Here is a 12190-nt window from a genome sequence, read left to right on the forward strand (position 1 = left end):
GTTTTGATTTTATAGTGCTGTCCCCGCTCGCGATCGCGACTCGCGAGCGGGGACAGCACTGTATAATTCCGATGTCACCGGCAAGAATATAACTAATGACTGATGACTGATGACCAATGACTGATGACCAATGACTGATGACTAAAAAGTTAAGTTTAAAACAAAAATCGCTCGAAATTCTGATTCGCCTCAAACGGCTGTATCCAGAAGCCCCTTGCACTCTCAACTACGAAACTCCCGTGCAGTTGATGGTGGCGACGATTCTGGCGGCTCAGTGTACGGATGAGCGCGTAAATCTGGTAACGCCGGCTTTGTTTGAGCGTTTCCCGGATGCGGAGGCTTTGGCAAATGCTGATTTGGATGAATTGGAGCGTCTGGTGCGATCGACTGGTTTTTACCGGAATAAGTCTAAAAATATTAAAGCTGCTTGTTGGGCGATCGTCAATAAATTCAACAATCAAGTGCCGCAGCAAATGGAACTGCTGCTAGAATTGCCCGGAGTTGCCCGCAAAACCGCTAATGTCGTCCTCGCCCACGCTTTTGATATTCATCAGGGCGTGACGGTAGACACTCACGTCAAGCGTTTGAGTCAGCGGTTGGGATTGACTGAACACGCCGATCCAATTCGGATCGAGCGGGATTTGATGCTATTGTTGCCGCAGCCGGATTGGGAAAATTGGTCAATTCGGTTGGTGTATCACGGTCGAGCAGTTTGTAATGCGAGAAAGCCGATTTGCCATATTTGTGAACTTGCAGATTTGTGCCCTTCTGCTAATAGTTAGATGTTTTATTAATTTCAGGGACAGGCAAGATTCCTGTCCCACAAAACAACAGAAATGATTGTGAAATAGTCATCTTGCCTGTTGCAAAACAACAGAAATAATTGTGGAACAGGCATCTTGCCTGTTGCAAAAAAGCTTAAATAATTGTGGAAAAGGCATCTTACCTGTTGCAAAAATCTTGTCAACAAAAAAAGTAATTAAAATAAAAATGATCTAAAACCACCAAAATATAGTAAAATAGTAGATTGTGATTTATCTAAGGATATCAACAGATTATGGCTAAAAAGAGCATGGTCGAGCGCGAGAAAAAGCGCCAAAGACTCGTAGACAAGTACGCTGACAAGCGCGAAGACCTGAAAGATCAGTTCGACCAAGCAGCGAACCAGATGGACAAAATGGCGATTCACCGCCAACTGCAACAGCTACCCCGCGGCAGTTCGCGGACTCGCTTGCGGAACCGCTGCTGGGCTACAGGTCGCCCCAGGGGTTACTACCGCGATTTCGGACTGTCTCGGAACATGATGCGAGAAATGGCTCACGAAGGTCTTTTGCCCGGTGTTGTGAAGTCTAGCTGGTAGAAGTCAGTTGACAGTTGACAGTTGACAGTTGACAGTTAATATTTGTTAGTTGTCATTAGTCTGAAGGAAGAAGGAAAAAGGAAGAAGGAAGAAGGAAAAAAACTTATAAATAATCTGCAAGATTATGTTTGGGGTTTATTTTTGTTTCAGATTTCAGCTCAAACTTCCTTCTTGCTTTGTCCTTCTTGCTTCTTCCTACTTCTTCCTTTAGACATCCGTTACATCCGTTACAAAATCCGTTGCCGAACCTTCTTGCTTCACTGGCCGCAGCATTTATCGATACCGAGACTTTCGAGTAATAAGTCGCTGACGGCATTGGCGATCGCAAATTCGCCGTAAAAGCTTTTAGAAAAATCATAGGCCTGCATTTCGGTGACGATCGCAATTACGAGGCTGCCCAAATCGTTTTCGCCTTCCATGCGCTGGCGGAGGTAGATTTGGGCTGCTCTTTTAGCTATTTGCTGGTTGGCTGCTTCTGGGATAAACTCGGAGTCTAGCCATGCCAGCAGCGTTTCTTGGAGCCATTGGCCTTCTTGCTCGGGGTTTTGGGCGGGCGGCAAGGTAATAGGTTGGATGGTTTCAGACATGATTATTCGTAATTGCTAATGTTGACTTTGAAAAGTTAGCGGCAAACATGACAACTGATAAATTTATGCAATATGATATACCGTCAATTATACAGGGATACGCGCAAGGCTATTTCTTGATGGCGAATGACGGCGAGGAGAGTTTGGGGTGGTATTCGAGCCGCCAGCGGGCGCTGATACCCCTGGATGAGAGATTTATCTATCCGCGATCGCTCCGCCGGGCATTGAATCAAGAACGGTTTTCGGTGGCTGTAAACCGCGATTTTGGGGCGGTGGTTGAGGGTTGTGCCGATCGAGAAACGACGTGGATTTCTAAGGAACTCAAGCAGATTTACTGGGGATTGTATGAGGCTGGTTGGGCGTACAGCTTCGAGACTTGGTGCGGCGACGAATTGGCGGGCGGTATTTTGGGATTGTCTATAGGTGGCGCGTTTATCGGGGAATCGATGTTTTACCGGATTCCCGAGGGTTCTAAGGTGGCGATGGTGAAGTTGGTGGAGAGATTGCGCGATCGATCTTATCTACTATTCGACGCTCAAATGAACAATCCCCACTTGGAAAGATTCGGAGCTTATACTGTTAAGGAAAAACTCTATAACACGATTTTACAACAAGCCTTAAAGCGCCGCTGCTCCCTCTTTTGAATCTTCTATCTTGAGGAACTTAGGCTTTGGCTAATTCCTCACCCGATATCCCTGCTTCCAACAATAGTATAATTAAGCTGAGATACTTCTCGGAGACAACCACAATGCAAGTCACAACCGAAGAAATTATTTATCCATCCAGCGACGGTCAACCAATGGCAGAAAGTACAATTCAATACAAATTAATTGTCACAATCAAAGAAGGTTGCGAATCGCTGTTTGAAGATGACCCCAACGTGTTTGTAGCAGCAGATTTACTCTGGTATCCGGTTGAAGGTAGACCAGATATTTCTCAAGCACCAGATACGATGGTGATATTTGGCCGACCAAAAGGCGATCGACGTTCCTACATACAATCTCGCGAAGACAATATTGCTCCCCAAGTCGTCTTTGAGATTCGCTCCCACAACGACAGCCAAACTAAAATGAATAAAAAATTTTCATTTTACCAGCGTTATGGAGTTGACGAGTATTACGTTTACGATCCGCAAACAAATGAGCTGGAAGGTTGGCAAAGACTTGAAGGAATCTTAGAACCAATTGAACCAATGGATGGATGGACAAGTCCCAGACTGGGAGTGCGATTTGAGTTGCCAGAAGAAGGTTTGGAAATCTATCGCCCTGATGGAGAAAGATTTCTTTCCTATTCCGAAATAAATGCACAGCGGCTATTAGAGCGACGGCGCGCAGAACAAGAATTTCAGCGTGCCGAACAAGAATCTGAGCGTGCCGAACAAGAATTTCAGCGTGCCGAACAAGAAGCTCTCAAGGCTCAACAAGCAGCTCAAAGGTCTCAACTTTTAGCTGCAAAACTGCGGGAATTGAACATCGATCCTGATAGCATCTAAGCAGGAATAAATGCTAAGAAAGCAGATTTATCAAATAAATCTGCTTTCTGGCAATTGCAGTTATTTATGCTTTTAGGACTTACGCATTTATGACCAAAGAAACCGGGTTTTTTGCGGTTTTATCGACTGTAACGAACTATTTTCGTAAAAACCCGGTTTCTGAACACCCATTTCCGACCCAAGAAACCGGGTTTTTTGGGGTTTTATCGACTGTAACCAAGTATTCTCGTAAAAACCCGGTTTCTGACCACCCGTACATAAGTCTGATTCTTTTAACCTAGAAATCGCCCCCAACTCAAAATTCATATACTACAATATATAATACAGATATTAGAGCCAAAATCCTTGGGGGTGCAAAAGAATCCTAATCGCGGCCCCATGAATGTGCAAAAATACTGAAGCCAACTTTATTAAACTCTGCACGGAGCAATTACTGTGGACTCCAGATACAACCCCCAATCCATAGAAGAAAAATGGCAACAGACATGGGCTGAGCAAAACTTAGACCAAATGCCAGAAGATACCGAAAAGCCTAAATTTTATGCCTTATCCATGTTTCCCTACCCGTCGGGAAGCCTGCACATGGGGCACGTCCGCAACTACACAATCATCGATGTAATTGCCAGACTCAAGCGGATGCAAGGCTATCGCGTACTCAATCCCATGGGATGGGACGCTTTTGGTTTGCCGGCAGAAAATGCGGCCATCGAGCGCGGAATTCCCCCCGCAGAATGGACATATCAAAACATTTCCCAGATGAAAGGCTTGTTTCGCCGCCTGGGTATTTCTTTCGACTGGACAAAAGAAGTTACAACCTGTTCTCCCGATTATTATCGGTGGACTCAGTGGCTGTTTTTGCAATTTTTAGAAGCAGGATTAGCATATCAGAAAGAAGCCGCAGTTAATTGGGATCCGATCGACCAAACCGTCTTAGCCAACGAACAAGTAGACAACGAAGGTCGTTCCTGGCGTTCCGGTGCCAAAGTCGAGCGCAAATTATTACGGCAATGGTTCCTCAAAATTACCGATTACGCCGAACAGTTATTAAACGACTTAGATAAATTGCCAGATTGGCCCGAAAGAGTCAAATTAATGCAAGCCAACTGGATTGGTAAATCTGTCGGCGCTTACTTAGAATTTCCCATTGTCGGCATGGATGAAAAAGTCGCCGTTTTTACCACTCGTCCCGATACAATTTATGGCGTGAGTTATGTTGTTTTAGCGCCGGAACATCCGTTAACTCAGCTAGTGACCACGGCAGACCAAAAAGCCGCTGTTGATACGTTCATCAAAGAAGTTGCATTGCAAAGTGAAATGGATCGCACGGCTGATGACAAACCAAAGCGCGGTATCCCCACAGGCGGCAAAGTAATCAACCCTTTCAACGATGAAGAAATTCCGATTTGGATTGCGGATTACGTGTTGTACGAATACGGCACCGGCGCAGTCATGGGAGTACCCGCCCACGACACGCGAGATTTCAAGTTTGCCAATCAATATGAACTACCGATTAAAGTAGTAATTGTGGATGATGATGAAGTTCCGCTGACGGAAGCTTACACCGAACCAGGAATTATGATTAATTCCGAAAGCTTCAACGGGATGGATTCAATTAAAGGCAAAGCCGCCATTATTCAAGCTGCCGTAAATTCAGGTTGTGGCAAAGCGCGAGTGCAATATCGCTTGAGAGATTGGTTGATTTCTAGACAGCGTTATTGGGGCGCTCCGATTCCGGTAATTCACTGTCCCACCTGCGGAACAGTGCCTGTCCCACAATCGGATTTACCCGTATTGTTGCCGGAAAATGTACAATTTACTGGCAAAGGTTCGCCCTTGGCAAAGATGCCGGAATGGGTAAACGTTCCTTGTCCGAGTTGTGGCACTCCGGCGCAGCGCGAAACGGATACGATGGATACTTTTATGGATTCATCGTGGTATTTTTTGCGCTATCCTGATGCTCAAAATCAAGCGCAAGTCTTCGATTCTGCGAAGACGAATGATTGGATGCCTGTTGACCAATATGTCGGCGGCATCGAGCACGCAATCCTGCATTTGCTGTATTCGCGGTTCTTTACGAAGGTTTTGCGCGATCGGGGTTTGATTGATTGCGACGAACCATTTAAACGCTTGTTAACTCAAGGAATGGTGCAAGCCAAAGCATACAAAAATCCTGTGACTGGCAAATATGTTTCCGCATCAGATGTAGACCCCGAAAATCCTAAAGATCCGCAAACTGGTGAAGTTTTGGAAGTCTTCTATGAGAAGATGTCCAAATCTAAATACAACGGTGTTGACCCCTTGGAAGTTATGGGGAAATATGGGGTTGATACGGCGCGGATGTTTATTTTATTCAAGGCGCCACCGGAGAAGGATTTGGAGTGGGATGACGCTGATGTGGAAGGACAATTCCGCTTTTTAAATCGGGTTTGGCGCGTGGTGACAGAGTTTGCTTCACCCCCCCCAGCCCCCCCTTGCCAAGGGGGGGAGAAAGATAATTTACCCTCTGCTATTCCTTCCCAAGGGGGGGAGAAAGAGTTGCTAAGTAAAGCTGAAAAGGATTTGCGGCGGGCGATTCACACGGCAATTAAGGAAGTGCGAGAAGATTTGGAGGGCGAGTATCAGTTTAATACTGCTGTTTCCGAAATGATGAAGTTGAACAATGCGCTGGCTGATGCTAAATGTAAGGATTCGCCCGTTTATGCCGAGGGAATTAACACTTTAATTTTGCTGTTAGCGCCTTTTTCGCCGCACATTGCTGATGAATTGTGGCATTTGATTGGTAACAGCGAATCAGTACATTTGCAAACTTGGCCTGTTGCAGATCCATCTGCTTTAGTTACTGATGAAATTACGCTGGTAATTCAAGTTATGGGTAAGACGCGCGGCACTATTCAAGTGCCTTCGGGTGCGGATAAAGCTGCTTTGGAAAATTACGCCCGCGAGTCGGATTTGGCGAAGCGCCACCTGGAGGGTAAGGAGATTAAAAAGGTAATTGTGGTTCCTGGAAAGTTGGTTAATTTCGTGGTAGCTTGAGTGTAAAAGTCTGTACTTGTCAGTCATATATCACTGCTACGCTACACAAATACAACCTAATCTCCTTTAAAGATTGACAGGGCAACTATTATTTACTATGAGAGTAGACAAGTTGCCCTTTTCTAACTAACTTTAAGGGAATTTTAGGATTGTTTAGCGGTTCGTTTCTGAGCCTCACTTTTTCTTCCCATTCTTTAAATTTAGGTTCCAGCATTTCAGGTGTAAGTTTATAAATCTCTTTGAGAGTTATGCCTTCATACAGTCCAATATACCAAGCTTCAACTCTGCGATATTTGTTAAGTATAATTTCATTTAAATGATGGTGAGTCGTGACCCCACCGCTTCTATTGAGGGCAATATTTATTGTTTTAAGTTCGTATTCTTTTCCTTCAGCGTCAATAGCATCGTTTCCTTCTCTTCCAGGCGATATCCGCAGCCCTAAAAGGATTAATAATTGTAAAGTCTTTCCCCCATTATCTTGAAAAATATCCGCAATACCATATTCACTAGCCAGATTTTGCAATTCTTGGATGCTTTTCATCGCATCTTCTAGCCGTTTAGCATCTGAGCTGCGTTCGTTTTCTGTAGTAATAGGCTCTTCAACCGGCTCCACTACCGAGGGAGAAACTGGCTCAGCTATCAGGGTATTCAGGATAGCCGTACTTTCACCGCTTTGGCTAAAGCTCAATAAATAACTAGCTGGTACGTCTAGAGCTTCAGCGAGATTCAGAATGACTTCAAAGGATGGCGATCTTTCACCCCGCTCCAATAAACTGATATAGTCAGTAGTCTTATCTGTGAGTTCGGCTAACTCCTCCTGTGTCATCCTTTTTTCTCGGCGCAACTGACTTACCTTTGCGGCAAACAGTTGTCTAGCTTCCTTGTAATTCATACCCTTCACTATTTGAAAAAAACGTACTCACAGTTCGATTTGTGAATATTACGAAGAATTTACATTTTAAAGAAGGTACTGAAAGTACGGATTAGATCGTACTTTCAGTACGAGTTAAGCTAGAATGACTATAAAATCGATCGCACTCTGTATTTTGTAACTTGCAATAATGTTCAATTAGATATGAGTAATATTTTGCCCGCCCCAGTTTATAGCACCAAGTACGGTCAAGCTTATCTGGGAGATTCTCTTCATCTCCTCAATTGTCTTGCTAGTAATTCTGTTGATTTGGTCATGACATCCCCTCCTTTTGCACTACAACGTAAAAAAAGTTATGGAAATGAAGACCAAGAATTATATGTTGACTGGTTACTGGGATTTGCACCGGAAATTAAAAGAGTTCTCAAGGATACGGGAAGTTTTGTGATAGACCTTGGCGGTGCTTATCAAAAAGGGATACCTGTAAGGTCGCTGTATAATTACCGCGTGCTTATTCGGTTATGTGACGAGTATGGATTTAAACTTGCTCAAGAGTTTTTCTGGTTTAATCCTTCAAAACTTCCATCTCCTATAGAGTGGGTGAATAAACGAAAAATTCGGGCAAAAGATTCTGTAAATCCTGTTTGGTGGCTTTCCAAAACTAATCAGCCTCAAGCAAATATTACTAAAGTTAAAGTAGAGTATTCTGAGAGAATGAAAAAACTCTTGAAAAATGCTGATGAATTTTATACTCCCAAGGAACGTCCTTCCGGTCATCAGATTAGTGATAAATTTGCCAAAGATAATGGAGGCGCTCTGCCATCTAATTTGCTAGAATATTCTAATGCCGATAGCAATTCTCAATACCTGCGCTTGTGCAAAGAGATTAATGTTAAGGTGCATCCGGCACGTTTCCCCAAAAAGTTACCGTCATTTTTTGTCAACTTTCTTACTGAACCGGGAGATTTAGTAGTAGATATTTTTTCTGGTTCTAATACGACTGGTCACGCAGCAGAAGAATTATCAAGAAAGTGGATTAGTTTTGAACTAGAAAAACAATATATTGCTGCCTCAACCTTGAGATTTTTACCTCAAGAATCCTTTGACAAAGCCGATGAAATATATAACAAGCTTTTGACAGAGGAACCATCGGGATTTATATTACCTCAGACTCTGCTACTGTTTGATATCAATAATTATTGTTGTTAATGTTGTTAAATCGCCGATTATTGAGTTTGCCGTAATGAATAAATTACCAAATAAATACATACATTTTTATAAGTGGCTATCGTCTTTGGTGAAATTTTGGACGATCGCCTACATCGTCTGTTGCATAATATTGTTTAGCCTGCAAACTCGTCTCATTTTTAGTCCCACACCTGCGATCGCCAAAACACCCGATGCCTTTAAAATCCCCTACGAAGAGGTTTGGTTGCCAGTTAACGGGCGATCGCCCAAAACCGCAAAAACAGACAAAATTCACGGTTGGTGGCTGCCAACCGCCAATCCACAGCCACTAGGAACCCTATTGTACCTGCACGGCAAGGGCTTTAACATCGGTACGAATATCAATCAATCTTACCGCTTTCGGGAATTGGGTTTTTCTGTATTGCTGATGGATTATCGGGGTTACGGGCGCAGTCAAGGCAGTTTTCCCAGCGAAGCGCGGATATATGAAGATGCGGAAACAGCTTATAATTATTTAGTCAAACAGCGGCAATTGTCGCCTAGCGAAATCTTTTTGTACGGCCATTCACTCGGAGGTGCTGTTGCTGTAGAATTAGCAGTTACACATCCTAAAGTTGCGGGCTTAATTGTTCAAAGTTCTTTCACTTCCATGCTGGATATGGTAGAACGCCAAAGTTTGATGCGGCTGTTTCCGGTGCGGCTGCTGCTGACGCAAAAGTTTGATTCTTTGAACAAAGTTAAATTGCTGCGAATTCCGGTTTTGTTCGCCCACGGAAGTGCCGATCCTTTGATTCCTGCTGCGATGAGTGAAAAGTTGTATGCTGCTGCTGGTGAACCCAAGCAAATTTTGCTGGTTCCTAATGCTAAGCATAATAATGGAGATGCTTTTTTTAACAGCAGCGAATACCGCAAAACTGTTGTTGATTTTGCCGAAAAATCTAAAATTAGATGAATAAATAGGTTCGTAGTAAGGACTTTAGTCCTGTCTGCTTTGATGCGGACTAAAGTCCTCACTACGAACCTGATAATATTATTTCTATTTTATCTCCAACTTCTAGCTGTAAAACGGATTGAGCGCTGCCGCCGTTAACGGCAATTTCTAGCCAACCGTCAGAACCAATTATGGCTATTAAATCACCAGGCTTGCTGTCGCTGTACGTCTTACCGCTGGGGATGCGAATTAGATCGCAACTATTGCTAATTATCACTGACCAATTGTTACCTATAATGCAATTATTGGGGATATTGGTAATGAGATTGCCGAAGCGATCGACATATTGAACGCAACCTGTCGCACCTGTGGCTGTAACGGCGCAATTTGGTATCTCTAGCTGCACTAAACTTGCAGCGCGTACCTCCCTTCCCAACTCTTCCAACGGCACCCCATTCGCCAAATGAGCGCCCGCTGTTGCAAAAATATCGCGACCGTGAAACGTGCTGCTGGGTTGATTTGTACGCCAGTATTTGGGGTTGGTGAGTTCGACAGATGCGATCCTCTTCGAGGGCTTCGCTAACGCACTTTCGCGACTCAACACCCCGCTAAACAGCCCGTTATCCGGCCCGACAAGGAAGCAACTAGCACATTTCACCGCCACCGCGCGTCTCTTGCTACCCACACCCGGATCGACGACAGCAACGTGTACAGTTTCCGGCGGAAAATAAGCAAAAGCAGTCATCAAACAAAACCTCGCGGCCGCAATATTTTGGGAGGGTATTTGGTGCGTAATGTCAATCACTTTTAACTGCGGGTTGATTTGGGCGATCGCACCTTTCATCACTCCCACATAAACATCGCTCAATCCAAAATCCGTCAGCAGAGTTATAATTCTATTTTTAGACATATATCCAAAGGTAAGAATATGGTAGCGCAGTGGGAAAACTTTCTGCAAAACTTAGGAGAATGGCACGGTTCCTTCACTCAGCTATCAACGCGGGGAGAGATACTTCAAGATACTCCCAGCATTATTTCTCTTGAAGGACTCAACGACAACAAAACTGTGCGGTTGAAACTGCGCCGCTTTTCCCCAAATCCTAGCGGTGTCGGCGAACCGGAAGTCAGCGAACTGGTTCGAGAATATCAGAGTTTGGGACGAGATATCCTGTTTTTTGAGAATGGAGATTTTTGTCAGGGAACTATTCAACTAGCGCCTTATTCTGAGTCGGGTGCCGAGTTTGGTTTTATCTACAATTATCGCCGGTTGCGCTTCGTTCAGCTCTACAATACCGACGGCAATTTATCCCAACTTACCTTAATTCGCGAAAAGCAGCCCGATAAAAATGTCCCCGAACGTCCGCCTTTAACTGTTGGGGATTTGCTGGGAGAATGGGAGGGCGAGGCTGTGACGATGTATCCAGACTGGCGTTCACCCGATCGTTATTCTACCAAACTGCAATTGAATTTGCAAAATGGCGATCGGCTCATGCAAAAAATTACTTTTGGCAGTAATCCTAACCTTATCAGTTCTAGCGGCAGCATAGATGGTTCTGTGATTAATTTTAACGAAGGTGCAACACCCGTGCAGGTTTTGTTGCTTCCCGATGGAGGTTCTTGCACTTGTCCGGTGAAAATTGAATCCAGAAAACCTATATTTTTTGAGGCCGGTTGGTTGGTAGAACCTGACTTGCGGTTTCGGATGATTCGCAGTTACAATGATAAGGGTGAATGGGTAAGTTTGACTTTAGTTACTGAACGCAAAGTTAGTCATTAATTCCGTAGGGTCTGGTTAACCAACAATCTTTAATTCCCACAGACAATCTACAAAAACCCGCCTAACCAAACCAGTAAATTCTGATTGCATAAAAGGTTGATTCGGTATCTGGGATGGGTGGGGGCGGGTTTTTTAATTCCGCGATTTGATGAGATGAATTTCGGCGAACCCGCCCCTTGTATCTTAAAAGAGTCAGTCAGTCGATCGCCACGTCATTGATTCAATCATACCGATAATCAGGCGATCGTACAGACTTTCAGTCGAGGCGATCGAGCCGACCATCAGGCGATCGTACCGATCATCAGGCGATCGTACCGACAATCAGGCGATCGAGCCGACAAGTGGGCGATCAAGCCGACAATCAGGTAAATCTAAAGAAACTAGAAAAGTTTCTGAATAAGATGCCAGTTTCAGCAGAAAGTGTTGTTCAAGGACATCAGAAATCGGTGAAGTTGGCCCGCCCCTTAGACTGCATAAGTCTGTTGCGTAGATAAGCTCCCATTACTGATGACAGGCGCACCTAAAGCTGGACAGTATCTTAGGCTCTCGGCATCGCCCGGGAAAGCCTGCATTTACAAGGTTAGTATTCAATTGCCTGTCGGTTCTTTCATAAAATCGGAGTACATCTGGAGCAAACAATGACATCAACAGTCTTAGGTATAGACATCAGTAAAAGAGACTTTCACGTCTCATTACTGAAAGAAGGTCGTGCAACTAAACCCAAAAAGTTTACGAACAATATTCAAGGGTTTGAGAGTTTGCATAACTGGCTTCAAAAACAAAGTGTTGTTGAACTTCATGCCTGCATGGAAGCCACTAGCATTTTGGCGTGAAGCCTTAGCCGAATTCCTATATGGGAATGGCTTTCAGGTTAGCATTGTTAATCCGGCGCGTATTAAAGGGTTTGCTAAAAGCGAACTTCTGAGAACTAAAACTGACTCTGTAGATGCG

Annotated in this window: 13 protein-coding genes; 9 read left to right on the forward strand and 4 right to left on the reverse strand. The window is 44.2% G+C overall.

What is annotated here, in order from left to right:
- The first annotated feature begins 137 nt into the window (after positions 1 to 137).
- On the forward strand, positions 138 to 782 hold the full coding sequence (gene nth / locus JGK36_RS11910) for an endonuclease III (RefSeq protein ID WP_293175225.1): 645 nt from the start codon (positions 138 to 140) through the stop codon (positions 780 to 782).
- 275 nt (positions 783 to 1057) lie between these two features.
- Positions 1058 to 1360, forward strand: coding sequence for a 30S ribosomal protein S14 (gene rpsN, locus JGK36_RS11915; protein ID WP_265235916.1), 303 nt, complete (start codon positions 1058 to 1060; stop codon positions 1358 to 1360).
- Positions 1361 to 1617: 257 nt separating this feature from the next.
- Here rpsN and JGK36_RS11920 read toward each other — a convergent pair whose 3' ends face one another.
- Entirely contained in the window at positions 1618 to 1947 is a 330-nt protein-coding gene (locus JGK36_RS11920) for a hypothetical protein (protein WP_293142731.1), read from the reverse strand.
- 65 nt (positions 1948 to 2012) lie between these two features.
- On the opposite strand from JGK36_RS11920, the gene aat reads away from it, so the two are divergent.
- The 3 genes from aat to leuS all read left to right on the forward strand — a co-directional run bounded on the left by aat (position 2013) and on the right by leuS (position 6472).
- A complete protein-coding gene (gene aat / locus JGK36_RS11925) occupies positions 2013 to 2591 on the forward strand; it encodes a leucyl/phenylalanyl-tRNA--protein transferase (protein WP_293193042.1) in 579 nt (192 codons plus the stop codon).
- 104 nt (positions 2592 to 2695) lie between these two features.
- Entirely contained in the window at positions 2696 to 3439 is a 744-nt protein-coding gene (locus JGK36_RS11930; RefSeq protein WP_293193033.1) for a Uma2 family endonuclease, read from the forward strand.
- A 435-nt stretch (positions 3440 to 3874) separates the two neighbouring features.
- Positions 3875 to 6472 (forward strand): leucine--tRNA ligase, encoded by a 2598-nt coding sequence (leuS, locus tag JGK36_RS11935; protein WP_293195965.1) that lies wholly within the window; start codon positions 3875 to 3877, stop codon positions 6470 to 6472.
- An 88-nt stretch (positions 6473 to 6560) separates the two neighbouring features.
- Here leuS and JGK36_RS11940 read toward each other — a convergent pair whose 3' ends face one another.
- Positions 6561 to 7364 carry a helix-turn-helix domain-containing protein gene (locus tag JGK36_RS11940; protein ID WP_293175231.1) on the reverse strand — a complete coding sequence of 268 codons (804 nt, stop codon included), beginning with the start codon at positions 7362 to 7364 and terminating at the stop codon, positions 6561 to 6563.
- 183 nt (positions 7365 to 7547) lie between these two features.
- Here JGK36_RS11940 and JGK36_RS11945 point away from each other — a divergent pair, with 183 nt between their 5' ends.
- Positions 7548 to 8552 carry a site-specific DNA-methyltransferase gene (locus JGK36_RS11945; protein WP_293195963.1) on the forward strand — a complete coding sequence of 335 codons (1005 nt, stop codon included), beginning with the start codon at positions 7548 to 7550 and terminating at the stop codon, positions 8550 to 8552.
- A 34-nt stretch (positions 8553 to 8586) separates the two neighbouring features.
- The gene (locus tag JGK36_RS11950) at positions 8587 to 9483 is read left to right on the forward strand and encodes an alpha/beta fold hydrolase (RefSeq protein WP_293175235.1); all 897 of its coding nucleotides are present in this window, start codon (positions 8587 to 8589) and stop codon (positions 9481 to 9483) included.
- 61 nt (positions 9484 to 9544) lie between these two features.
- Here the strand turns inward: JGK36_RS11950 and JGK36_RS11955 are convergent, their stop codons facing one another.
- Positions 9545 to 10372 carry an SAM-dependent chlorinase/fluorinase gene (locus tag JGK36_RS11955; RefSeq protein ID WP_293195960.1) on the reverse strand — a complete coding sequence of 276 codons (828 nt, stop codon included), beginning with the start codon at positions 10370 to 10372 and terminating at the stop codon, positions 9545 to 9547.
- 18 nt (positions 10373 to 10390) lie between these two features.
- Between JGK36_RS11955 and JGK36_RS11960 the strand changes: the two genes are divergently transcribed.
- Positions 10391 to 11239: a DUF3598 family protein gene (locus JGK36_RS11960; RefSeq protein WP_293175238.1), complete on the forward strand. Its 849-nt coding sequence runs from the start codon at positions 10391 to 10393 to the stop codon at positions 11237 to 11239.
- A 192-nt stretch (positions 11240 to 11431) separates the two neighbouring features.
- Here the strand turns inward: JGK36_RS11960 and JGK36_RS11965 are convergent, their stop codons facing one another.
- Positions 11432 to 11560 carry a hypothetical protein gene (locus tag JGK36_RS11965; protein ID WP_293200941.1) on the reverse strand — a complete coding sequence of 43 codons (129 nt, stop codon included), beginning with the start codon at positions 11558 to 11560 and terminating at the stop codon, positions 11432 to 11434.
- A 317-nt stretch (positions 11561 to 11877) separates the two neighbouring features.
- Here JGK36_RS11965 and JGK36_RS11970 point away from each other — a divergent pair, with 317 nt between their 5' ends.
- Positions 11878 to 12072, forward strand: coding sequence for a transposase (locus tag JGK36_RS11970; RefSeq protein ID WP_293187246.1), 195 nt, complete (start codon positions 11878 to 11880; stop codon positions 12070 to 12072).
- The last annotated feature ends 118 nt before the right edge of the window (positions 12073 to 12190 follow it).

Source organism: Microcoleus sp. PH2017_35_SFW_U_B, assembly GCF_020737865.1.
In the GTDB taxonomy this organism is placed as follows: domain Bacteria; phylum Cyanobacteriota; class Cyanobacteriia; order Cyanobacteriales; family Microcoleaceae; genus Microcoleus.

Coding starts and splice junctions, on each gene's coding strand:
- nth (WP_293175225.1), top strand. CDS start 138: ATGACTAAAAAGTTAAGTTTAAAACAAAAATCGCTCGAAATTCTGATT.
- rpsN (WP_265235916.1), top strand. CDS start 1,058: ATGGCTAAAAAGAGCATGGTCGAGCGCGAGAAAAAGCGCCAAAGACTC.
- JGK36_RS11920 (WP_293142731.1), bottom strand. CDS start 1,947: ATGTCTGAAACCATCCAACCTATTACCTTGCCGCCCGCCCAAAACCCC.
- aat (WP_293193042.1), top strand. CDS start 2,013: ATGCAATATGATATACCGTCAATTATACAGGGATACGCGCAAGGCTAT.
- JGK36_RS11930 (WP_293193033.1), top strand. CDS start 2,696: ATGCAAGTCACAACCGAAGAAATTATTTATCCATCCAGCGACGGTCAA.
- JGK36_RS11940 (WP_293175231.1), bottom strand. CDS start 7,364: ATGAATTACAAGGAAGCTAGACAACTGTTTGCCGCAAAGGTAAGTCAG.
- JGK36_RS11945 (WP_293195963.1), top strand. CDS start 7,548: ATGAGTAATATTTTGCCCGCCCCAGTTTATAGCACCAAGTACGGTCAA.
- JGK36_RS11950 (WP_293175235.1), top strand. CDS start 8,587: ATGAATAAATTACCAAATAAATACATACATTTTTATAAGTGGCTATCG.
- JGK36_RS11955 (WP_293195960.1), bottom strand. CDS start 10,372: ATGTCTAAAAATAGAATTATAACTCTGCTGACGGATTTTGGATTGAGC.
- JGK36_RS11960 (WP_293175238.1), top strand. CDS start 10,391: ATGGTAGCGCAGTGGGAAAACTTTCTGCAAAACTTAGGAGAATGGCAC.
- JGK36_RS11970 (WP_293187246.1), top strand. CDS start 11,878: ATGACATCAACAGTCTTAGGTATAGACATCAGTAAAAGAGACTTTCAC.